This is a genomic window from Saccharopolyspora oryzae, assembly GCF_027853915.1.
Lineage (GTDB): Bacteria > Actinomycetota > Actinomycetes > Mycobacteriales > Pseudonocardiaceae > Saccharopolyspora > Saccharopolyspora oryzae.
Window position 1 is genome coordinate 134,038 of the sequence record NZ_JAQGLA010000010.1, and the last position, 22,671, is coordinate 156,708.

Genomic DNA, 22,671 nt, shown 5'->3' on the forward strand with positions numbered 1-22,671 from the left:
GTTGTCGGGGAAGGATTTCGGCGTCTCAGCCGTGACCCTTGATCTGCTCGCTCCAGCGGGTGATCCACTCGCGCTCGTGGCGGTTGACCTCCGGCCAGTCCACCGCCATCTCCTTCAGCCCGGTGGAGGCCAGCCACGCCGGCTGTTCGCGCAGCGGGACCGTGGGGATCTGGAAGGACTTCTCAGCGAGCTGACGCTGCGTGGACTCCTGGAGCAGGAAGTTGATGAAGGCATCGGCGGCCGCCGCGTGCGGTGCGCCCTTGAGCTTCCCGACCCCGTCCAGCAGCATCGGCGCGCCCGATGCCGGCACGACCGGAACGAACGGCGCGCCCTTGCTCCGCTGCACGAGCACGTCCTGCAAGTTCCAGGCGCTCACCGACGCCTCCCGGCGCTGCACCCGCAGGTAGAGGTCGGAGGGGTTGGGCACGTATTCCTTGGTGTTGGCGTCCAACGCCCGCAGCCACGCGAAACCTGCCTCCGGGCTACCGTCGGCGGCCGCCTTCTGCGCGACCAGGGCGGAGAAGATGCTGCGCATGGTCCCCGAGGCGGCGACGTCCCGGATCAGGATCTGGTCGCGGAACCGCGGAGAGACCAGGTCGTCCCAATCCTTCGGCGCCTGGTCCGGCGAGAGCATCTCGCTGTTGTAGAACAGCACCTGGGCCATGCGCATCTCGCCCAGCCACAGGTCGTTCGCACCGTGGTACTCAGCGGGAACCCGCTGCGCCGCCTCGGCCGGTGCCGGTGCCAGCAGCCCGTCGGCCACTCCCTGCTCGAACTGCTGGGAAGTCCCGCCCCACCAGACGTCCGCACGCGGCTGGCCGGCTTCGGCCCGGACCCGCTCCACGACCTCCTGGGCTCCGATGGTCAGCATCTGCACTTTCCCGCGGTACTGCGGATTCGCCTGCTCGAACTGCTCGACGACGCCGCGAGCGATCACCTGCGGGCGGGAGGTGTAGATGATCAAAGTGTCCTGAGTCGACGCGGGGCTCAGCCCGCACCCGCTCACCAGCAGCACGAACGCCAGGGGGATCAGCAGGATCCGCAACGCCCGACAAGGCATACCACTGCTCCTTCGCAGAAGATTGGTAGATCGATCTATCAACCGCTTCACGTGCGGTAGATCGATCTATCGCATGAGGTTGCGGGCAAGTAGACACGGGCAGTCGCGCCCATGTCAACCTTCGCTACCGCACCCGCAAGAACGGCGGATCACCAGTTCGGGCTCCGCTAGCTCAACATCAGGTGCCGCCTTCGGCCCCGCCATCCGGGAGAGGAGCATTTCGGCCGCACGTTCCCCGAGCCGACCGGGGTGGACCGCGACGCTCGTCAGCGGCGGCTCCCACAGCGCCGCATCAGCGATGCCGTCGTAGCCGATCACCCGCACGTCGGTGCGACCCTTGTCGTGCATCGCCCGGAACAATCCCAACGCCACGCTGTCGCTGTGACAGAGGACGGCGTCGGGCAGCTCGCCGCGGTCGAGCAGGTCACGACCGAGCTCCAGGCCGCCCGCTCCGCTGACCCGCCCAGGCAGGTCGATGACGTCGTCGGGGTCCAGCCCGGCCTCCTCCACCGCCTGCCGAAGCCCGGTCAACCGGTCCCGGCGGGACAGCATCTGCGGAAATCCGCCGACGTAAGCGAACTTTCGGGCGCCGTGCCGCACCAGGTGCTCCCCCGCGAGCCGCCCACCGAGCACGTCGTCGGCGCCAACGTAGGTGAGCCGGGCGTCACCGAGGTACCGCGTCAGCAGCACGTGGCCGATCCCCCAAGCGGTCAATCGATCCACCAGCGCCTGGTCCGACCCCGTGGCGGGGACCAGAGCCAGCCCGGCGACCTGGTGCTCGTGGAATCCGGTGAGCACCGCGTCCTGCTGTTCCACGTCGTCGCTGGTACTGGCCAGCAACGGGACGTACCCCGCCCGCAGGAGACCGGCCTCCAACCCCTTGAACAACTCGGAGAAGAACGGGTTGCCGATGTTGGTGATCACGACTCCGACGAACTGCCCGCGCTGGGTTCGCAGGGAAGCAGCGACCCGGTCGTAGACGTACCCCAGGTCGGACATCGCCTTCTCAACGCGCTCACGTGTTGCGTCGGAAACCCGCCCGGTCCCCCGCAACACCAGCGAAGCCGTCGCACGCGACACACCCGCCTTCTCGGCCACATCACGCAAAGTCACCCGTGCCACCAGACCAACCTACCCCGCCACGGGCTACCCCGGCCTTCGGCAACAGATGATCGTGCCAAGCTCGGGCCGCGACAGGTGCTATCACAGCAGCAACCGAGGATCGTCGAAGCGGACCTCGATGGCTTCGACCACCGATCGGTCAGCAATTTTCGCCAGCGAATTGGCCACCGCGGACAATTTTACAAATTCCGGGGGAGAGAATCTCCGGACACGTCAGCAGAGCCTCGTTTATTCGAATTGTGCTTGTTATCGCATAAGAACCGGTTTCGGTCATCCGCTCGCTGGACCCGGTGTTGCCATTTTCGCTTGCGGATAGAGGCGTGCAGCGTTCACGCGTTGTTCAGGTCCCTGCGCGTCAATTCCTTCTCGTGAGTGACGATTCCATCGCGAATGAAGATCAGTTCGGTCTTTCGAGGCGCAGGTTCCTCGGGGTGGCCGCCGGTACCGCCGCGGCAGGTGCGTTGGCGGGACCTGTTCTGTGGCAGCAGCCGGCCAGGGCCGGTGCGGCCGTTCCGGAACAGCTGCACTTGCAGTTCGGTTCGGATGCCTCGACCCAGATGACGGTGTCGTGGGCCACCTCGACCGCGGTGGCCAATCCGATGCTCAGGCTGGGGACGCCGGCCGGGGGCTACGGTTCCACCGTGCCGGCGATCACCCGCACGTACCTCGACCACGCCACCGGCATCGAGGTCTTCACCCACCACGTCCCGCTGGACAAGCTCCACCCGGCAACCGAATACGTCTACGAGGTCCTGCACGACGGTGCCGAGCCGGTCACCGGGACCTTCGAGACCGGGCCTCGGGGGCGTGCTCCCTTCCGGTTCACCAGCTTCGGCGACCAGGGAACCGGCGACACGACCTACACCGTCTCCGGACCGTTCGGTGCCTACGTCGTCGACCAGGTGGAGGCCAAGAAGCCGCTCCTGCACCTGCTCAACGGCGACCTCGCCTACGGCAACCTCCAGCACAACCCCGCGGCGGCGTGGAACGCCTTCTTCAACAACAACATGCGCTCCGCCCGCAACCGCCCGTGGATGCCGGCGGCCGGCAACCACGAGAACGAACTCGGCAACGGACCGCAGGGCTTCGCCTCCTACCTCACCAGGTTCTGGTTGCCGGACAACGGGATTCCCGAGTTCTCCGGGAACTGGTACGCCTTCACCGCCGGTTCGGTGCGCTTCGTCGTGCTGCAGAACGACGACGTCTGCTTCCAGGACGCCGGGAACTTCTACATCCGCGGGTACAGCGCCGGAGCGCAGCAGCGGTGGCTGGAAGCGACCCTGGCCCAGGCACGCGCCGACCGCGGCATCGACTGGATCGTGGTGTGCATGCACCAGCTGCTGCTTTCGTCGTCGACCGGGAACGGCAGCGACCTCGGTATCCGCGAGGAGTTCGGGCCGCTGTTCGACCGCTACGGCGTGGACCTCGTGCTCGCGGGGCACGACCACGACTACGAACGCACCCACCCCGTCAGGGGCGTGGACGCGGATAGTCCCACGCTGCGCCCCAGCGTGGTGGCCACCGGCACCGACGTCGTGGACACCAGCAAGGGAACCGTGCACATGGTGCTCGGCGGCGGCGGAACGGACATCCCCACCAACACCTACGGCGGCGGCGTGGACGGTGCGCCACCTGTCGCGAAGGTGATCACCGGGCGCACGGCGACGTCGGTCCAGCCCGAGGTCGCGACCTGGTCCGCGGTGCGGGATCCGAGCTGGCCGTTCGGCTTCGCCCTGATCGACGTCGACCCCGGTTCCGAACCCGGCGGTACGACCGCCCTGCACGTCACCTACTTCCACACCTCGCCCGGCTCCGGCTCGCAGCCGCAGCCCTTCGAGTCGTTCACCCTGACCCGGCCGCGCAACGACGGCTGAGCCGATTCCCGGAGATGCCCGCCGTGATCCACAAACATCCCTTGCTGCTGTCGTTGTTCGGCTGCCTCGCCGCAGTCGGGGCCGTGCTCGCCGGCACGAACTTCACCACCCCGACCCCGGCCAGCGGGTCCGGAAAACCCCAGGTGAACCACGTGTTCGTGATCAACCTGGAGAACAAGGGCTTCGACGAAACGTGGGGCCCTGCCTCGAAAGCGCCCTACCTGAGCCAGACGCTGCGCGCGCAGGGCGTCCTGCTCTCGCAGTACCACGCGACGGGGCACTTCAGCCTCGACAACTACATCTCGCAGATCTCCGGGCAGGGGCCGAACTCCGAAACCCAGTCCGACTGCCAGGTCTTCACGCCGTTCGTCCAGACCGGGAGCGCCGAGCCCGGGCAGGCCGTGGGACGCGGGTGCCTGTACCCGGAGTCCGTGCCGACCCTGCCGGGTCAGCTCACGGCGGCGGGGAAGACGTGGAAGGGCTACATGGAGGACATGGGTACCCCGTGTCGCCACCCCGAGCTCAACGCACCCGACGACACGCAGCGCGCCGAGGTCGGCGACCAGTACGCGGCGCGGCACAACCCGTTCGTCTACTTCGCATCGATCATCAACTCGCCGGCCTGCGGAGAGCGGGTGGTCGACCTGAACGCGCTGCCCGCGGACCTGGCTCGGGCGGACACGACACCGAACCTCACCTACATCACACCGAACCTCTGCGATGACGGGCACGATGCACCGTGCGTGGACGGCCAGCCGGGCGGCCTGGTCTCGGCCGACGCGTGGCTGCGGAAGTGGGTTCCGGTCATCACCGAATCCCCGGCCTTCAAGCAGGACGGCATGCTGATCATCACCTTCGACGAGTCCGAAGGCGGGGACGCCGCGGCGTGCTGCGGCGAGGGCCCGGGACCGAACGCCCCGCTGCCCGGCCTGACGGGGATGGGCGGCGGCCGGACGGGCACGCTGGTGCTGTCGCCGCACACCCGTCCGAACACCTCGACCGACACGCCTTACAACCACTACTCCCTGCTGGCCAGCATCGAGGACGTGTTCGGCCTACCCCACATCGGGTACGCCGCCACCCCGGGGCTGTCCCGCTTCGGCAACGACGTTCTCAACGGGTGAGGCCGGGACCGGATCTCGACGATCAGCCCGTCGTCGGAGCGATCTGGTTCACCGGCTCGTAAAGACCGGGGGCGGTGTCCGGCGCGGGTTTCCTCGCGGTCTCCTTCGCCAGCCCCACCCCGATGGGAGAGCAGAATCCCCGTGTCGCCGGGCGCCGCTTGCGAGAGCAGCACCCGGCGCCGCGTTGGAGCCCGTCAGGTCCACTGCCAGTAGTCGCGTTCGGGCAGCCGCAGCCAGCGGTCGGGCTTGCCGTTGATCGCGCGGCTGTCGGTCAGCCGCAGACCTGCATAGGCGCAGCAGTAGGCGACGGCGTTGCGCTGGTAGAGGTAGGCGGCGAGGACTTGTTCGGCGGGATCATCGGCGTAGGGGTCACCACCTGGGGACAGATCCCACCCCTCGATGACACCATCGCGGGCGATGCTCCCCTGCCCGCCGCTCTTGGGGTTGGCATAAAAGCCGTAGCAGATGGTGCCCGTGGACAGTCGGCGTGTCACGCCTGGCATTTGCGGCGCGTAGCCCCACAGCTGGCTGATGACGCAGCCACCGGGCACATCGGTGGCCCCGATGAGGGCGATGTCCTGCTCGAAGTCGAACGGGTCGGGTTCGAAGCCCTCGACGGGCACGGCCTCCAGCCGCCGCGCCGCTTCGGCGGAGCTGATTCCTGCGACGCAAGCCAGGCCGAGTCCCTCGGTGACCTCCAGGTTGCCGAGGGCCGCGGTCAATCGCCGCCCTTCCACCACTGCGGCGACTTCTTCTCGGGACAGCTCGAGTTCCCCGGGTTCGAGGTCGAACAGGTCGGGATTCGGCCCGGCCAGGCTGAGGCGGGCGGGTGACCAGCCCGCGATCGTCGGCCGCCTCGGATCGGCGCCGGCGGCGACCAAGGCGCGGGCGTTGTCCGGGCGGTTGGCGTAGACGGCGCGCCAGAGCGCCGTGCGGCCCTCGCATTCCGCGTCGAGGTCATCGACGCGACGCGCCAACTCCGCGACCACTTCCGGCGAACCGCGCTCTGCCGCTTCGTGCAAGGGCCGACTTGTCTGCACCGGGGCGTTCGGATCGGCGCCCGCGTCGAGCCGCGCCCGGATTTGGCCGTAATCCGTCCAAGCCCAGAAGCTCAGCCCAGCCCATCCGGATCTATCGGCAGTAACCATGCTCCTCCTTCGAGACGTGCGGGACACGCGGATGATCTTGTCCCAACCCACCGACATCGGCTCCGGACATCGACAACAGCCAACGCGCTCTTGCCTTCGGCTGTTGATGTCGGCCAAGCTGGAACGAGATGTTCGAAGCCCCCGCTCCGCGCCGCACGCTCGAAAAGCGAACCGCACGTCCTGCCTGCGACTCACCCGAGTACGTGCACAACTCAGCTGCTCCGGATTTCGCCGAACTGGTCAAAATGGATCAATGCCGCAATCTCGCACAACTCGGCGATTTCATCCAGCCCGTTGTCCGAACAAGCCATATTCGCACCGTTCGAAGAAGGTCGGTTCCCAGCTCACATCGGGGACCGAATAGAGTTCAGCTCCGTCCGAGCGCTGGCACCACGCCGAATGACCGGAATCGGCGGATCGGCTTGGCGGAAGCGTTTTGGCAGAGCCGCTGATCATGAGGGGAGAATGGATGTCTCGCAGGAAGACGATCGCGTTATCGGTGATCGCGACGCTGTCGGGTGGCCTGTTCGCCGGGCTGGTCCCGACCGCGGAAGCCGCACCCGCGGATTCATCCGCCCTGGTTGCGGGGACGCCGTGCACGGTCACGGCGAAGGCATGCGTGAGCCTGTCCCGAAACCGCGCCTGGCTGATCCGGGATGGGCAGGTCTACTACGGCGAGGCCTCTGCGCTGGGGGGTCGCCCCGACTCCCCCACCCCGACCGGAACGTTCCAGGTCCAGTACAAGGACAAGGACCACGTCAGCCGGGAGTACAACAACGCGCCGATGCCGTACTCCGTGTTCTTCACCAACACCGGCGTGGCGTTCCACCAGGGCAGCCTGACCAACCGCTCGGCGGGATGCGTGCACCTGTCGGAGAAGTCCGCGCGGACCTTCTTCGACAAGCTCAACGTCGGTGACGAGGTCCAGGTCGTGCAGTGACCCGACCGGATCGCCCGCGGCACTGAACCCGAAACGCCCTGCGAGAGCAGGGCGTTTCGCTTTGCCCTTAGTGGCCAGGTCACAAACTTGGGGTGCGTTCACGGACTCCCCGGCGACGATCCGGCCGATGGGCGACCGGACAGCAACCGCACGGCGATCAAGAGCTCCTGTACGTCGGCGAGCCGCCGCAGGTCGCACCCGGTGCGCTCAGCGATGCGATCCAACCGGTAATAGGCGGTGTTGGCATGCACGTGCAGGCGTTCCGCCGCGACCTTCGCGTTGAGATCGCTGGCGATGTACTCCAGTAGCGTGCTGATCAGTGCGCCGCCTCGGGCCCGGTCTTCCTCCACGAACCGCCGCAGCGCGGGCCGGATGAGCCGACGGGCGGTCTCATCATCACGCAGCACCAGGTAGTCGAAGGTGGATAGCAGCGGAAGCGCCAGCACTCCGGGCTCACCCCGGAGCCCGTCCCTGGCCGCGCATGCTTCGGCATAGGCTTCCGGCACTTCGGTCAGGCCCTCGTGGACGGTGCTGATACCCACTGCCAACGGCATTCCCCGACGGCTCAGCCGCGCAATCGCTTGCTCCAAGACGTCCACTACACCGCTGATTCCGTTGGAGCGCACCGGGGAGATCGTGACGACCTCGTCCTGGCGTACGACCGTGAGCCCTTGATAGCCGGCGCCGACCGCCTCACGCACCGCGGATACCGCTTCGCGCAGGGTCCAATCACCGGCCAGCGGCCCGACCGGTGCGGCGGACGCAACGCTCACCCTGGTCTCGGGCTCGAGGCCAACCGACCGAAGCATGGCCTGTTTAGGGCCGGGCGACAGGTCGCGGCGCGCGAGCAGGTCCTCGAGGAGGTCTCGACGGACTCGGTCGGTTTCCGCGACCTGATGCTGCTGGGCGTGCAGGAAAGCCTCCGCCGCCACCGTGCTGCCCACTTCGATCACCTGCATCACGTGAGTGGCGAGCGTGAGTGCCGCTTCACGCGCCTCAGGGTCGTCCTCCGCGGCTTCCAGCAGACCTTCCCAAAGGGTGACCTGCCCGATCCGGTAAGCCTGGAGGAAGTCGGACAAGGTGACGCCTTGGCGCACGCGATTCGCCGCGTACTTCCAGGTGACCGGAAAGTCGGAACGTTGCGGCGACCTGGCCTCCGACAGCGAGGTGAGCGCAGCCCTGAACACCGCGTCCACATGCGCGGTCAGCTCGGCGTGCAGCCCTTCGTCCGGGCTCGCGGCGTATGCGGGCACCTGCGCCAAGGTCTTCTCCACCGAGCGCGCCACGATCACATCGAACAACGCCTCGACGCCATCGATGATTCGACGAACAGCGGGAGCGACCTCGTCCGCTGCCCCATCGCGTCGCGCGTTCACCGCACCTCCCCAACCCGAAGTCGCCGCCCGGTGGTCAACCTCGCCCCCAGCGTAATCGACATTTGTTGTCCAACCACAAGACGAACTGCCAGGTGTTGTGAGCCGGTCATCGTGCCCCGAGGGCGAGTCACCGGGATAGTCCAGTACTACGAAGGCCAGTGGAAAGCGGCCCCCACGGCTGCAAGATCGTCCTGCGAACACCGAGCTGATGTTCGCTAGGCCGCACGTTCGACCAGGTTCAACGATGAAAGCGGGTTCACGAGATGTCGTCCGATACTGCCGATCTGAGCAAGAATCCAACGCCGGACGAAGCTGAGGACAACGCGTTCTTCCCGTCCCCGTATTCGCTGAGCCAGTACACGTCATCGAAGACCAACTTCGCCGGTGTGCAGCACAAGGGTGAATACACCGGGGGCAAGTGGAAGATCCTCATGATCGCCGCGGATGAGCGCTACCTCCTGCTGGAGGACGGCAAGTTCTTCTCGACGGGCAACCATCCGGTCGAGATGCTGCTTCCCCTGCACCACCTCATCGAGGCCGGTTTCGAGGTCGATGTCGCGACCATCGGTGGCAACCCGGCCAAACTCGAATTGTGGGCCATGCCGCACGAGGACGAAGCCGTACAGGCCACTTATGAGTCGCTCAAGCCGAAGCTGAAGCAGCCCAAGAAACTCACCGAGGTCGTCGCCGACGAATTCGGTGCGGATTCCGACTACCTCGCCGTGTTCATCCCTGGTGGGCATGCAGCGGTCATCGGGTTGCCGGAGAGCGAGGCAGTACAGGACACGCTGGACTGGGCTCTGGCGAACGACAAATTCATCATCACGCTGTGCCACGGCCCGGCCGCGCTGCTAGCCGCATCCCTGGGCAAGCAGGAGTCGCCGTTCAAGGGCTACTCCGTCTGCGTGTTCCCGGATGCTCTCGACGAAGGCCCGAACCTTGACATCGGCTACCTGCCAGGGCGGCTGCGGTGGCTCGTCGCCGATCGGTTGACCAAGCAGGGCCTGACGGTCCTCAACGATGACATGACCGGCAAGACCCACCAAGACCGCAAGCTCCTCACCGGCGACAGCCCGCTCGCCTCGAACGATCTCGGCCTGCTCGCCGCCGGAGCTCTCATCGAGGCAGTCCAGGAAACCGCATAGAGCACCCGGGGCAGTCGGAGGTTCTCCGACGTGCTCGCCCGGGAAGCGGCCGACTTCCACTGACTTGCCACCTGCAGCCCTAAGTGGACACTTAGCCGGAGCGTAAGCATGTCAGCCAGAACTTTGCCTGCCTCAACAGGTTTCGTGAAGTCGGCGTAACTCGGACCGTCCCTCCACCTGCCCAAGGATCGACCGATGAGGCTCGAACGGAACATCACAAAGAACAACCCTCGCCGCAGGAACCTGTCCCGGCACGCCCATCCCGCACATCGACGCCGGTGACCACCATCGGGCCGGGTGTTCGCGGACCGCGGGCGCCGCTGATGGTCAGGGCGTCCCGTCGCCGTCGGCGGAGCGCTGGGCTGCGGCCAGGTCGCGTTCGAGTTCGACGATGCGGCAGGCGGCGACCAGGACGGTGAGGCCGGAGTCGAGGAGTTCGCGGACCCGGGCGGCGAGGGCTAGCTCGGTGCGGCTGTAGCGGCGGTGCCCACCGGCGGAACGGTCGGGGGTGAGCAGCCCGGCGGCGTCGAGGCTGCGGAGGAACTCAGGGGTGACGCCGAGCATCTCGGCGGCGCGGCCCATGGTGTAGGCGGGGTAGTCGACGTCGTCGAATGCGCTGGTCACCTGGTCGTCGGGCGATTGAGCAGTCATCGGCACCTCGTGAGGTCGGAATGCACGCCGGGCCCGGCTGCAGGCCGGGCCCGGGAGCGAGGGGTCATTGGGTGGCGCCCTCGATGACCTTGCGGCCGCCGCCGTGACCGATTTCGATGCGCCGCGGCTTGGCCCGCTCGGCCACCGGCAACCTCACGGTGAGCACCCCGTCGGTGTAGTCGGCGCTGATCTTGTCCACGTCCAGGCCGCTACCGAGGGAGAGCTGGCGGGAGAAGGTGCCGCGGGGGCGTTCGGCGGTCAGGTAGCTGACCTCGGCATCGCCCTCCCCGGCCGGGCGCTCGCGGCGCTGGGCGCGCACGGTCAGGGTGTTGTGCTCCGCGCTGACTTCCAGCGACTCGGGGTCGATGCCGGGCAGGTCGAACTCGACCACGTAGTCATCGCCGGCCCGGTAGGCGTCCATGGCCATGGTCTGGGGTGCGCGGGCGCTGCCGAACACCTCGGCGGTCAGCCGGTTGAGATCACGGAAGAACGGATCGAACGCCAGCGTCATCACTGACCACGTCCTTTCACACGTTCATCGTCACCGCACACGATTTCGGCCGCGGGAGCGCCGGGGAAAGGCCCCGCACCCGTCGGGACGCTCGCTCCCCGAGCGCTCCGCGAGCAGACATGACCGACAGCCGCTCACCTCCCTCATTTCCGCTGGTAGGCCTCTTGCCAAAGGCCCTGCACCACTTATTCTGAAACCACGACTCCAGATTTGCAAGGCCGATGACTCCCAGTTATGTGGAGCTGCTTCGCCTGTTTTCCGGCAGTGGAAGGTGGTGCAGACGATGGCAACGCGGCACGTGGTGTACCGGTGCGAACTGGACCACCCGCTTCGGTGGCGCGGGTACGCGACCAGCGACGGTGAGATTCCCGTGCACGTGCGCGCACCCTCGCTGGGGCAGGCCCAGCAGTTGATGGCTGGCACCGCCATCGGCGACGGGAAGCGGGTCGAGCACACCGAGCATGCCGCCGGCGACGGCCTGTGGGTGCGCGAGGCCCTCGACGAACGGGTCCTGGAACGCGAGCACACCAGCCGGGTGTTGATGGAGGTCCTGACCGACCAGCGGCTGCGTGCCCGACTCGCCGCGCTCCCGGCCTGCCGGATCGGTGGTGTGCCGGTGATCGTCTGCGTGCCCGGTGACGCCGTGGAATGGGTCGTGGGGCAGCACGACGGGCACGGGGCCCTGGTCGTGACCGCGGCGGTGACCAACCACCAGGTGTGGTGGAACGTGCTGGTGCCCGCCGACCGAGCCGCCGAGACCGACCTGGGCGTGGTCGGCAGCCTGGCCGAGCTCGGCCTGACCGACCCGGAGGCCACGGTCGACGACTGGATGGCCGCCGCTGACTGCGCGAGCCTGGTCCTGCTCGGTCCCCGAAACGCGAAGGCGGGACGGCAGAAAGCCCTCTCCCCCAAACGATTTCAGGAAGCAGGAGCCGTGTAGTTGGCGTGCGAGTCCTCTGGCACTCTGCCGAGCGCCATCCGGCTGTCTCTCGTGCGCGCGATCAGCGCCTACGTGCGGGCCACCTGCCGCAGTGCCGCCTGCAGCCGGTTCCCGGCACCCAGCAGGTGGCTGCTGAGGAGGCTGGTGGCCTGCGCGACGTCGCCGGAGCGGATGGCGTGCAGCAAGTCGGCGTGGGCTTCCGCGGCGGGGTGGAGGTCGCGGTCCTGGGTGTTGGTGACGTCCAGGATGACCGCGAACACCGGCCGGTACTGCTCCCAGACGGCCGCAAGACGCCGATGTCCGGCCAGCGCGTAGAAGGCGGAGTGGAACTCCAGGTCGGCCTGGGCGAAGACGGCCGGGTCCCCCTCGTCTGCCGCCTCCGCCATGGCGGTGACCAGCGAGTTCAGCACGTCGATGTCGTGTTTCCCGGCGCGCTCGATGGCGCGGGTGAGAGCCAGCGTCTCCAGGGACTCGCGCAAGGTGAACAGCTCGTCGACATCGTCCTCGCCGAGCCCGGTGACGTACACGCCGCGACGCCGGGACTCCACCAGGCCCTCCGATTCCAGCAGCCGCAGGGCGTCGCGGATCGGGCCGCGGCTGACGTCGAACCGGTCCGCCAGGGCGCCCTCCACCAGATGCGTTCCCGATTCCAGCTGCCCCGTGACGATCAGGACCCGCAGCTGGTGCGCCACGCGCTCCCCCAGCGGCAGCTGCCGCACCTGCCTCACGGCCAGCTGGTCCACACCGACCCCTCCCTCTCGTGCTTCGTCCGCGCCGTCAACGGTTGACAGCCGTTTCCCATTCCATCGTGCGGGATGCCTGCCGGTCCAGTTGCAGCGGGCCGGAGGCGTCAACCAGGACGCCCTTGCTGCTGGAGGTTCCGATGTCGACACCGAGGAAGCTCATACCCGGACTTCCCCGCACAGGTGGACGGCGACACCGAGCTCGTGGAAGGCCGCTGCCTTGGCCACGAGCGCGGCATCGGCGGTGGCGGCGTCGGGAGAGTACGCGAGTTGGACGTGGTTGGCCTTGTGCCGCCCCATGAACTGGTCGCGGCTGACACCGTGGGTGACCACGTGGGCGATCGGCCACTCGGGGTTGGTCGCGGCCCAGCGACGCTCGGTCTCCTCGGGCGGCAGTTCCACGACCGAGCCGCGGCCGATGTCCAGGTGGAGCCCGCCGTCGGCGATGTAGAGCCGGGACCAGACGATCTCGCCCGGTTTGCTCACGCCCTTGATGGTGCCGCCACCAGCGGGGAAGTACACCGGGTCCTGCCGCCAGCTGACCGCACCCGCGTAGCCGCCGGTGAGGTGGGACGGCGGTACGGACCCGGAGATCTCGTAGACCCAGACGAACTGCCCTGCGTACTCCTCGCCCCAGCGCACGTCGTGCAGCGTGGTCGCCGGGTCCAGGCCCATGGCGGTCCAGATCCGGTTGGTGATCAGCGCATCGACGGCCACGCCCTCATCGGCCTCGTTGAAGTGCGGCAGCGGCCGCCCCTCGTACAGCACGCGCGAGCCGTCGCGGCTGGTCACCTGCGGGCGCTCCACGTTGTTCAGCAGGCCCTCGGCCAGATCGGATGCGGGGGTCAGGTCCTTCAGGCCCTGCTGGTACTGGATTCCCACCGCGTCCAGGCCGAAGTCGTCGGCGATCCGCAACGCCGCGATGTACATCTTCAGCTGCTCGCGGATCTGCCGGTCGGTCAGCTCGGCGGCTTCGTCGGTGCCGGTGGCGAAGGTCATGCCCGCCCGGTCGAGCCAGGTGCGGGCGGCGTCGGCCTCCGCATCCGGTACGCGCAGCATCTCGGCGTACAGGGCGCTCTGCGACAGCCGCTCCTTGTAGATGCCGAGCGGGTTGAGCAGTTCGTCGTCGATGATCGCGTTGTACATGCCCATGCAGCCCTCGTCGAAGACACCGACGATGGCCTTGTCACGGCGCAGCTGCTCGGCAATGGCGACGCCCAGCGCCCGCTCCGCGGACTCGGACAGCTCGGGCAGCGGCCGCACGTGCGAGTTGTCGTGCGTGATGCGGCCGGTCTCGGTCCACTCGCGCAGGCCCTCGAGGAAGAAGTCGTCGGTGAAGTCGACGGACCAGGTGGTGGAGTACTCCCGGCCCATCTTCGCCATGCCGGCGTTCAGCCCGAGCAGGCCGACCAGACCGGGCCAGGTCCCGTCGAAGTTGGCGACCGTGAGCACGGGGCCTTCGTGGGTGCGCAGGCCGGCCAGCACGTGGTGGCTGTACTGCCACACCGCTTCCGCGACGATCAGCGGGGCCTGCGGCGGGATGGCCTTGAAGACCTCCAGTCCGGCGCGCTGGCTGTCGATGAAGCCGTGCCCCTTGCTCGGGTCGTGCGGGTGCGCCCGCCGCACTGCCCAGCCGAGCGTGGCGAAGGCCTCGGTGACGCCCTTCTCCAGAGCTTCCTGCGCGGGCCAGCCCGCCACGTTGGCGGCCGGGCGCAGATCACCGCTGGCGATCAGGTACGCCGTGCGCGGCGGGGCGCTGAGCTGCGGCCGGGGCTCGGGCAGCCGGTAGGTCACGACTCCTCCAGAAGGGACAGGGGCAGTCGGGCGAGGACGATGCCGCGCCGCTGCCAGGTGTAGGTGATGAGCAGGTCGAATCCGTCGATGACGGCGGTCGGGTAGGAGAACTCCGCGACGCCGCTGGTCACCACGCCGGCGTCGCCTGGAACGAAGCCCGGCCGCGCCCGCGGGGCGAGCACGAGCGGAACGGTGGGGTCCACGGGGGTGACTCCGTCGTCGACGACGGCCGCCTGGCGCCAGGTCATGCCATCGTCGTCGGAGAGGGAGACGACCAGGGGGCAGCGGCTGCCCCAGTCCTGGGACGAGGGGTTGTGGACGCAGGCGATGCGGCCGGAAGGCAGGGCGACCGCGCACAGCCCGGAGTTGTTGTTCGGCAGGCCGGTCGGGGCGGCTGCGCTCCAACTGACTCCGCCGTCGCCGGAGACGGCGCGGTGGGCGTGGCCTTCAGTGCTGCGCATCAGCGCCACCGGACCGTCGGGCCCCAGCCACAGCGACGGCTGGATGTGGCCCGCGCCGCGCAACGCGGCGCGGTCGACGGGAATCGGGGCGCGCGACCAGGTGGCGCCGCCGTCCGCCGAGACATCGACGAACGGTTCCCAGCGGGCCGGTTCGGACCAGTGCTCGACCGAAGCCGGTGCCAGCCACCGGCCCTCGGGGGTGGCCAGCGGCGGGTTCTTCACCGGCCCGCGGCCGCCGGAACGGTCTGCCGGGACCAGCTCACGCGGCGGATCCCAGGTCACACCGCCGTCTCGCGTGCGGGTCACGAGGGTGACCCACTCCGAGATCCGCGGCCCGGCCTTCGCGAACAGCCACAGCACACCATCCTCGGACGGATCCGGCGCGAGCACGGGATTCCAGTGCGCGACGTCGCGCCCGGTGTCGAGGGCGTGCACCCCCGTCGGGTCCGACAGCCAGATGCGGTTGTCCGGCGTTCCCTCGCGGGTCCCCGCGAACCAGGCGACCACCGGTGAACCTCCGATGACGGCGACGGTCGAGGCGTGGCACTGGCGCCACCGCGGATCGTCGACGGTCACGAACCTTCGGGTGAGGGCGGCCGGAAGGGCGGTGGCTTCGAGGCGGGACATCTCGATCTCCGGTGGAGGGGCGGTCACGAGGCGCGGCGGCAACGCCCGGGGAGCTCGGCTGCGGGCTCATCGCCGGTGATCGGAACACTACTTCGGCAACGGTTAACCGTCAACGAAAACCGTTGACGGTTAACGGTCGCCGGTGCATAGTCATCGCCGGGCACGACGACGTGCCTCCCCGGCCACGCACGGGGCGGCGATGAATGGGAGGGACGCGCATGGCCGCGACCGCTCCGCAGACCGACCGGCGCTACGCATGGAAAGTCGCGGCATCCAGTTTTCTGGGCAACACGCTCGAGTACTACGACTTCCTGGTCTACGGCACGGCAGCGGCCGTGATCTTCCCGAAGGTCTTCTTCCCCGGCGAGGAAGGATTCCTCGCCACCCTCGCCGCGTTCGGCACCTTCGCCGTCGGCTTCCTCGCCAGACCGCTCGGCGGCCTGTTCTTCGGACGGCGCGGTGACGTACGCGGCCGCAAGTCCACCCTGCTGCTCACGCTGTCCGTGATGGGCCTGTCCACGATCGCGATCGGACTGCTCCCCGGCTACGCCACCCTCGGCGTCCTCGCGCCGGCACTGCTCGTCCTCCTGCGTCTCGTGCAGGGTTTCGCCGTCGGCGGCGAATGGGGCGGCTCCATGATCATCGTCCTCGAGTCGGCCCCAGCACACCGGCGCGGCTTCTTCGCCGCCTGGCCCAACATCGGCGGTTTCTCGGCCCAGATCCTCATCACTGCCGTCTTCGCGTGGGTGTACACCCTGCCGGACGAGGCGCTCTACTCATGGGGCTGGCGGATCCCGTTCCTGCTGTCCGCCGTCATCCTCGCCGTGACGTTCTGGCTGCGGCGCTCGCTGGACGAGAGCCCGGTCTTCACCGAGGCCGCAGGCCGGCCGGAGACACCGCAGCACGAAAGCGGCCCCGTCCGCGCCGTGTTCCGTGAGGACTGGCGCAATCTGCTGCTCATCGTCGGCCTGCGCTTCGCCGAAGCCCTCCCCTACTTCCTGCTGACCGTCTTCGCCCTGTCCTACGCCAACGGCGCCCTCGGCATCGACAAGTCCACCCTGAACACGGCGATCCTCATCGTCTCGGTTCTCGCCTTCCCAGCGCACGGACTGTTCGCGGCGCTCTCGGACCGCAAGGGGCGGCGGCCGGTCTACATGCTCGGCGCCGTCGTCGTCGCCATCACGGCGTTCCCCTTCTTCTGGCTGCTGCAGTCCGGGAACTTCCTGCTGATCCTGCTCGGCTACGTCCTCGTCCTCAACCTCGGCCACAACGCGATCAACGCGGTCCAGCCGGCCTTCTTCGCCGAGCTCTTCCCCGCCAACCGCCGCTACACGGGGGCCGCTGCGGGCCGCGAAATCGCCTCCATCCTCACCGGCGGCCTGACCCCGTTCATCGCCACCGCCCTGGCCGGCCCGGACAGCACCCGCTGGCCCCTGGTCGCCGGGTACGTCGTGCTGGGCGCCGCGATCACCATGGCCGCGGTGTGGAAGTCCCCCGAAACCTTCCGCCGCGACCTGCGCAACACGGGCGCGAGCCCGTCCGCTGCCGCTCCTGGCAACGCGGGGTCTGCGGTGCGGAAGTGACCGCGGGGAGGTGACGGGCCAACAAGCCCTGCCGCCCAGGATCCCCGGCCCCGTCCATCCGATGTGGACGGACGGGGCCGGGCCGAATCACGTCGCAGCACCAGCCACCGGGCGGAGCCTCGCCACGGTCCGGAGCCCGCCCGGTTCGTGCACGAACGTGCGTCAGATCGGTGCCGGCGGAAGGGCCTGGCCGGTTTCGACCTCGACCCTGTTGCGGCCGGCGTGCTTCGCCCGGTAGAGGGCTCGGTCGGCGGCGACGAAAAGGGAGGCGAAAGAGGTCGCGCCGACGGCGACGCCGACGCTGATGGTCGGCGGTCGGCCTCCCGAGCCCAGTTGCGGCGTCCAGTCGTGGGTCCCCACCGCCGCGCGGATGCGCTCGGCCAGCTCCGGGCCGTCGGTCCGGTCGGCGAGCAGCACCACGAACTCATCGCCCGCCCATCGGCAGACCAGGTCGTCGGAGCGGCATTCGCGCCGCAGCAGCTGAGCCAACTCCCGCAAGACGGCGTCGCCCGCGATGTGGCCCGCGGCGTCGTTGATCTCCTTGAGGTTGTCGACGTCCATCACCATCAGCCACCGCACCGAGATCTGATCGGCAGCCGAGGCCCGGTTCTCCACGCCGCGCCGGTTGAGCAGGCCGGTCAGCGGGTCCTGGCACGCGTCCTGCTGCGCGGCGGACTCCTGGCGCTGCGCCTCGATGGCGGCGCGGCGTTGGTCCAGGGCCTGGCCGAGCGCGGTCTGCAGGACGCGCATCGCGGTTCTGCTGGCGGCGACCATGCTGCGCAGCGCGGCGGCTTCTCCGACGGGGTCGCCCAGCTCTCGGCAGATCGCGGTCAGCGCCAGCGAGAACCGAATCCGCAGCCTGGTGTCCCGGATCCATTCCGCTGTTTCGACCGCTCGGCGGGCGAAAGTCCGGGCTTCGGCCAGTCGGTGCTGGTGCCGACGGATCTCGGCGAGCACCCAGTTCGCGATCGCCGAGGTGTAGCGGTCCTGCGCTTCCTCGCCCGCTGCCAGGGCCTGCACCGCGCGGCTCTCCGCTTCGGCGAGGTGCCCGAGGGCGGCCAGCGCCCGAGCACTGCCGGCCCGAACGCGATCGCGGACCTGTCCCGGGGAGGCCAGCGACAGCGCTTCGTCGAAGAGCTCCAGCGCCGCGCGGAAGCAGTCGTCGGCGGTGCTGTTGGCGCTCATGGCCCGCAGCTGCCAGCAATTCGCCTCCCGCTCCAGGCAGTGCGCGAGTACCTCCGGATCCCCGCAGCGCCGGGCGACCTGAACCGACTGGGCGATGAACTCGCGCGCGGCGTCGTGGTGCCCGACAGCCTGCAGCAGATCCCCGAGCATGCCGATGGTTTGCGCGGCGGCGCCGCCCTCCGGCCGGTCGACGTCGAGCCCGGTCCACCCCTCGGCGACGAGGTCCAGGGCGAGCGGGATCCGGTCCAGCCGCCACGCCAGGTATGCCCGGTGCACGAGCACGACGCTGGAGTCCCACGGGCCGTCGACGTGGTTGGCCCCGTCGGCGACCAGCCGCTTGAAGGCGAGGCCGGCGGCGTTCGGGCGGCCGGACTCCAGCAGCATCCGGACATGCCTGTCCGCCTCGGGGACCAACCCCGCCATCAACGGATCGTTCTCCCGCACAGTCTCATCCTCGCCGCCACCTAACCCGGTGACCTGCTGTTCTGTGCTGCCTCGCTGCGTTCAGAGTACGACCCCGGCGGACTGCTCAGCCCCACAAACCCAGGGCGAACTCGGCGATCACGGTCGACAGGAGGAACGACGCCGTGATCGCGACCAGGCCGACCGGGATGATCTTCCAGCCGATCCGCCGCAGCAGCGGGATGTCCTTGCCCAGCGACAGCCCCGCCAGGGTCAGCATGATGGTGGCGATCGAGAGGAAGTCCACCGATTTCACCAGCGGGTTCAGCACCTCCGCGCCGGGGAACCAGGGACTCGAGATGTAGGCGCCCACCGTCGTGATCCACACGATCGCCGAGATCTTCCGGGACACCTTCGCCAGCAGGAGCCCGAACAGGACCAGGGCCAGCAGCACCGCGTACCCGCCGACGACCTTCCAGCTCAAGGCACCGGCCGCGATCGAAGCGGTGCCGATGCCCAGCACCGTCAGCACCGCGAGCGACAGCCACAACGGCAGCGTGACCTGGGCGGAAGCCGCCGCGACCTGCTCCCGGAACGCGCGGTTGTCCGACACCTCGTCCGCCCCGGCACCGGCGGAAGCCGCCGGCGCGCTCGATTCCGGAGCGGCGGTGTCCCGGCCTCCGGTGAGCAGCCGGTAGAACCGGTCGGCCAGCGGCAGCGCGAGGTAGATCCCGACGTACACGCCCAGGATCGTGGTGATCAGGTTCGACACGGCGGCCATGCCCAGGACGGCCTCTTCGTCCGCCGGGTACGCGTCCACGATGCTCGCCATGGACGCCGCCATCATCGAACCGGACCCGACGCCCGCGCCCATGGCCAGCGCCAGCGGATCGAAGATGCGCCAGTTCGCCACCAGCGACGTCAGCAGCGTGATGAACACCGCGCCGAAGAGCGTGCCGAACACGTACATCGCCAGCACACCGCGGTACTGGTCCGAATCCGGCCCGTACTTCTCCGAGACCATCGCGAACGACGGCTCGCGGTCCAGGGAGAACGTGGCGCCGACCGTGGCCTTGCCCATGCGCAGCAGCACGGCAAGCGGCAGGGCGAGGGCGACCGTCCCGAGCAGGTGGCCGACCTCCTGCAGCAGCAGGGCGGGCCCCGCTTTGACCAGGGTCGGCAGGCTCGGGCCGATGTTGAAGGCGAGCCGGGCCACCAGCAGCATCACCGCCACGCCGACCAAGGCCGAGGCCGCCTTCTGCAGATCCAGGCCGAGCGGCTTGAACCTCTGCACCGACACCAGCAGGCCGAGGACCAGCCCCCACACCATCGGGAAGATGATGACGGACCCGATGCCCAGGTCGATCTCGACCTGTCCGACGAACTGGACGACCAGCGCGATGACCAGCGCCAGGGCGGCGATCGGCAGCGTTTGCTTCGTTCCGGTCCCTGCCGGGGCGGCGGAAGTGGTCATCTGGCTGCTGCTTCCTGCGAGGGGTTCCGGCTGGTCTTCCTGCTGGATCATTCCCATTGCGCCTCCTAGTAGCTCAGCGACGGGAACGGTGCGCCCGCGGCGCGGGTGGGCACCCAGACGGCCTTGGTCTGGGTGTACTCGTCGAGCACACCCGGCCCGGAGGAACGGCCGTGGCCGGAGTCGCCGAAACCGCCGAAGGGGACGGCGACGTGGATCGTCTTGTAGGAGTTGATCCAGAACGTTCCGGCCTTGACCGAGCGCGCCACGTGGTGGGCGCGGGACACGTCGCCGGTCCACACCGCGCCCGCCAGGCCGAAGTTCGTGCCGTTGGCCCGGTCGATCGCTTCCGCCTCGGTGTCGAACGCGTCGGCGCCGACCACCGGGCCGAACACCTCGCTGGTCTCCAACCGGTTGGCGGGCGTGACCCCGTCGAGCAAGGTGGGCACGACCCAGTGGCCGGCCGCCAGCGGCGTGCCCGTCAGCGCGGCGGGCAACTCCGCGCCGGTGACCCGGCGGCCGCCGTCCTGCAGCCCCGCCTCGATCAGGGAGGTCACGGTGGCGAACTGCGGTGCCGTGATGATCGGGCCGACCTCGGTGCCGGGGTCGAGCGGATCGCCGAGGCGCAATCGCGCCGCCCGCGCCGCAACGCGTTCGACGAACTCGGCGTGGACGCTGCGCTGCACCAGCAGCCGCGAGCCTGCCACGCAGGACTGCCCGGCGCCGGAGAACACGGCCGCGATGGCACCGTCGGCCGCGCGGTCCAGGTCCGCGTCGGCGAAGACGATGTTGGCGCTCTTGCCGCCGAGTTCGAGAACGGTCGGGACACCGGCCCGGGCCGCCGAGACCGCCACCTGACGGCCTGTGGCCACCGAGCCGATGAACGAGACCTTCCCGACGCGAGGATCGCTGGTGAGCGCGGCGCCGACGGTGCTCCCGAGGCCGACGGCGACGTTGAAGACGCCTTCCGGCAGACCGGCCCGGTGCGCCACCTGGGCCAGCCTGACGGTGGAGGCCGGGGTGAATTCGCTGGGTTTGACGACGACGGCGTTGCCTGCGGCCAGCGGGGCGGCTGAGTTCCAACCGGCCGTGAACAGCGGCGCGTTCCACGGGGTGATGGCCACGACAACGCCCCAGGGGACGCGTTCGGTGTAGGTGTGCCAGTTGCCGGGGACCGGGATGGTCCGGCCCATCAGCTTGTCCGCCCACCCCGCGTAGTAGCCGAACATCTCGGCGACCTTGGCTGCCTCGACCCGGGTGTCCCGGAGCGGTTTTCCAGTGGTGGCGGACTCCAGCACGGCCAGTTCCTCGGCGTGCTCGGAGACGGCGCGGGAGACCTCGCGCAGGATCGCCGCCCGCTCGAAGGCGTCCGTCGCCGCCCACTTCGCGGCCCCGCGGACCGCGCTGGCCAAGACGGCGTCGGCGCCTTCGCGGCCGAGGTCGTTGAAGTCGGCGTAGTCCTCGCCGGTGGCAGCGGAGGTGAGGGTGATGCGCTCGCCGCCGCCGGTGACGACGGCACCGTCGGCGAAAGCCCCGAGGCCTTGCGGGAAAGCGGCGTCCAAGGCCTGGCGTGCAGTGGCGGCGGAAGAAGTCGTCGGGGGCGTGCTCATGCGTCAGGGGATCCTTCGCGGGTGAGGGAGGGAGCGACGGTTCGCGCGATCTCGGTGAAGTCGGCGCTGGGGCCCAGGCGGGCGAGGGCGTCCTGCCAGCGCTGGCTCGCCTCGGCCAGCAGACCTGGCCGCTCGCCGCGCCGGCCGGCGATCTCGATGGCCAGCGCGGCGTCCCGGGCCATCAACCCCAGGGAGAAACCGGAGTCGTGAGTGCCGGAGAGCACCCAGTCCGGGTACATCGCGGCGGAGACCTTGCTGCCGCCGGAAGCTCCGCTGATCCCCGCCGCGGCGACGGCGGGGTCCACGCCGTAGGCCTTCGCGACGGCGAGGGCCTCACCTACGGACACCAGGTTGGCCGCGGCCAGGACGTTGTTGAGCAGCTTGACCACGTTGCCGGAGCCGGGACCGCCGAGGTGCTGGTACTGGCCGCCGGTCAGGGCTTCCAGCACGGGCCGGGCCGCGTCGAGGGCTTCTGCGGTGGCCCCGACGAACGCGGTCAACCGGCCCGTCGCGGCGCCGTCCCGCCCACCCGAAACGGGTGCGTCCACGAAGGCCGCGCCCCGTTCGGCGGCGAGGGCGGCGAGTTCGACGCTGGTGGTCGGCTCCGACGTCGTCGTGTCGACGATCGCGAGGGTGCCCGCGCTCTCCAGCAGGCGGGGAACCGTCGCCTCGACCACGCGGGCCGAAGGCAGCGAGAGGACGACGTAGGGCGTTCCGGCCAGCAGCCCGACCTCGTCCACGGTGCGGATGCCGCCACTCCCCGCGGCGGAACGCGCGTCAGGCGAGGGGTCGAACCCGGACACCTGCCAGCCTGACCGCTGCAGGGCGGAGGCCATGGCACCGCCCATCGACCCCAGGCCGACGACGGCGATTTGCTTGTCCATCAGAGCTCCTGTTCGCGAGG

At 69.2% G+C, this 22,671-nt stretch carries 20 protein-coding genes; 6 read left to right on the forward strand and 14 right to left on the reverse strand.

Annotated features, from left to right (window positions below; all coding sequences use genetic code 11):
- Positions 1-25: 25 nt before the first annotated feature.
- Together OU415_RS09730 and OU415_RS09735 are read right to left on the reverse strand one after the other, a co-directional pair.
- On the reverse strand, positions 26-1,060 hold the full coding sequence (locus tag OU415_RS09730; protein ID WP_270948287.1) for an extracellular solute-binding protein: 1,035 nt from the start codon (positions 1,058-1,060) through the stop codon (positions 26-28).
- A 114-nt stretch (positions 1,061-1,174) separates the two neighbouring features.
- A complete protein-coding gene (locus OU415_RS09735) occupies positions 1,175-2,173 on the reverse strand; it encodes a LacI family DNA-binding transcriptional regulator (RefSeq protein ID WP_270948288.1) in 999 nt (332 codons plus the stop codon).
- 377 nt (positions 2,174-2,550) lie between these two features.
- Between OU415_RS09735 and OU415_RS09740 the strand changes: the two genes are divergently transcribed.
- Positions 2,551-4,056 (forward strand): purple acid phosphatase family protein, encoded by a 1,506-nt coding sequence (locus OU415_RS09740; protein ID WP_270948289.1) that lies wholly within the window; start codon positions 2,551-2,553, stop codon positions 4,054-4,056.
- 23 nt (positions 4,057-4,079) lie between these two features.
- On the forward strand, positions 4,080-5,180 hold the full coding sequence (locus OU415_RS09745) for an alkaline phosphatase family protein (RefSeq protein WP_270948290.1): 1,101 nt from the start codon (positions 4,080-4,082) through the stop codon (positions 5,178-5,180).
- 194 nt (positions 5,181-5,374) lie between these two features.
- On the opposite strand, the gene OU415_RS09750 is transcribed toward OU415_RS09745, so the two are convergent.
- Entirely contained in the window at positions 5,375-6,385 is a 1,011-nt protein-coding gene (locus OU415_RS09750; protein WP_333777430.1) for an ankyrin repeat domain-containing protein, read from the reverse strand.
- Positions 6,386-6,797: 412 nt separating this feature from the next.
- Between OU415_RS09750 and OU415_RS09755 the strand changes: the two genes are divergently transcribed.
- The gene (locus OU415_RS09755) at positions 6,798-7,268 is read left to right on the forward strand and encodes a L,D-transpeptidase (protein ID WP_270948292.1); all 471 of its coding nucleotides are present in this window, start codon (positions 6,798-6,800) and stop codon (positions 7,266-7,268) included.
- 98 nt (positions 7,269-7,366) lie between these two features.
- On the opposite strand, the gene OU415_RS09760 is transcribed toward OU415_RS09755, so the two are convergent.
- On the reverse strand, positions 7,367-8,644 hold the full coding sequence (locus tag OU415_RS09760; protein WP_270948293.1) for a PucR family transcriptional regulator: 1,278 nt from the start codon (positions 8,642-8,644) through the stop codon (positions 7,367-7,369).
- Between the two features lie 263 nt (positions 8,645-8,907).
- Between OU415_RS09760 and hchA the strand changes: the two genes are divergently transcribed.
- Complete coding sequence (hchA, locus tag OU415_RS09765; protein WP_270948294.1) at positions 8,908-9,789, forward strand: glyoxalase III HchA; 882 nt, start codon at positions 8,908-8,910, stop codon at positions 9,787-9,789.
- Between the two features lie 327 nt (positions 9,790-10,116).
- Here hchA and OU415_RS09770 read toward each other — a convergent pair whose 3' ends face one another.
- Positions 10,117-10,440 carry a MerR family transcriptional regulator gene (locus tag OU415_RS09770; RefSeq protein WP_270948295.1) on the reverse strand — a complete coding sequence of 108 codons (324 nt, stop codon included), beginning with the start codon at positions 10,438-10,440 and terminating at the stop codon, positions 10,117-10,119.
- Between the two features lie 64 nt (positions 10,441-10,504).
- Positions 10,505-10,951 carry an Hsp20/alpha crystallin family protein gene (locus tag OU415_RS09775; protein ID WP_270948296.1) on the reverse strand — a complete coding sequence of 149 codons (447 nt, stop codon included), beginning with the start codon at positions 10,949-10,951 and terminating at the stop codon, positions 10,505-10,507.
- A gap of 283 nt (positions 10,952-11,234) precedes the next feature.
- Between OU415_RS09775 and OU415_RS09780 the strand changes: the two genes are divergently transcribed.
- The gene (locus OU415_RS09780; protein WP_270948297.1) at positions 11,235-11,891 is read left to right on the forward strand and encodes a hypothetical protein; all 657 of its coding nucleotides are present in this window, start codon (positions 11,235-11,237) and stop codon (positions 11,889-11,891) included.
- A 68-nt stretch (positions 11,892-11,959) separates the two neighbouring features.
- Here the strand turns inward: OU415_RS09780 and OU415_RS09785 are convergent, their stop codons facing one another.
- The 4 genes from OU415_RS09785 to OU415_RS09800 are packed head-to-tail and all read right to left on the reverse strand — an operon-like array spanning position 11,960 to position 15,516.
- Complete coding sequence (locus tag OU415_RS09785; RefSeq protein WP_270948298.1) at positions 11,960-12,634, reverse strand: GntR family transcriptional regulator; 675 nt, start codon at positions 12,632-12,634, stop codon at positions 11,960-11,962.
- A gap of 34 nt (positions 12,635-12,668) precedes the next feature.
- Positions 12,669-12,797, reverse strand: a complete 129-nt coding sequence (locus tag OU415_RS09790; RefSeq protein ID WP_270948299.1) for a hypothetical protein — start codon at positions 12,795-12,797, stop codon at positions 12,669-12,671.
- Entirely contained in the window at positions 12,794-14,428 is a 1,635-nt protein-coding gene (locus OU415_RS09795; protein ID WP_270948300.1) for a fucose isomerase, read from the reverse strand. Before OU415_RS09795 ends, OU415_RS09790 begins: the two co-directional genes overlap by 4 nt.
- Positions 14,425-15,516 (reverse strand): exo-alpha-sialidase, encoded by a 1,092-nt coding sequence (locus tag OU415_RS09800; protein WP_270948301.1) that lies wholly within the window; start codon positions 15,514-15,516, stop codon positions 14,425-14,427. Before OU415_RS09800 ends, OU415_RS09795 begins: the two co-directional genes overlap by 4 nt.
- Before the next feature lie 218 nt (positions 15,517-15,734).
- Here OU415_RS09800 and OU415_RS09805 point away from each other — a divergent pair, with 218 nt between their 5' ends.
- Positions 15,735-17,099 (forward strand): MFS transporter, encoded by a 1,365-nt coding sequence (locus OU415_RS09805; protein ID WP_270948302.1) that lies wholly within the window; start codon positions 15,735-15,737, stop codon positions 17,097-17,099.
- Positions 17,100-17,261: 162 nt separating this feature from the next.
- Here OU415_RS09805 and OU415_RS09810 read toward each other — a convergent pair whose 3' ends face one another.
- From OU415_RS09810 to OU415_RS09825, 4 genes are all read right to left on the reverse strand, one after another.
- Entirely contained in the window at positions 17,262-18,707 is a 1,446-nt protein-coding gene (locus OU415_RS09810; RefSeq protein WP_270948303.1) for a tetratricopeptide repeat-containing diguanylate cyclase, read from the reverse strand.
- 106 nt (positions 18,708-18,813) lie between these two features.
- The gene (locus OU415_RS09815; protein ID WP_270948304.1) at positions 18,814-20,160 is read right to left on the reverse strand and encodes a DUF3100 domain-containing protein; all 1,347 of its coding nucleotides are present in this window, start codon (positions 20,158-20,160) and stop codon (positions 18,814-18,816) included.
- A 65-nt stretch (positions 20,161-20,225) separates the two neighbouring features.
- Positions 20,226-21,767: an aldehyde dehydrogenase family protein gene (locus OU415_RS09820; protein WP_270948305.1), complete on the reverse strand. Its 1,542-nt coding sequence runs from the start codon at positions 21,765-21,767 to the stop codon at positions 20,226-20,228.
- Positions 21,764-22,651: an NAD(P)-dependent oxidoreductase gene (locus OU415_RS09825; RefSeq protein ID WP_270948306.1), complete on the reverse strand. Its 888-nt coding sequence runs from the start codon at positions 22,649-22,651 to the stop codon at positions 21,764-21,766. Before OU415_RS09825 ends, OU415_RS09820 begins: the two co-directional genes overlap by 4 nt.
- Positions 22,652-22,671: the final 20 nt, after the last annotated feature.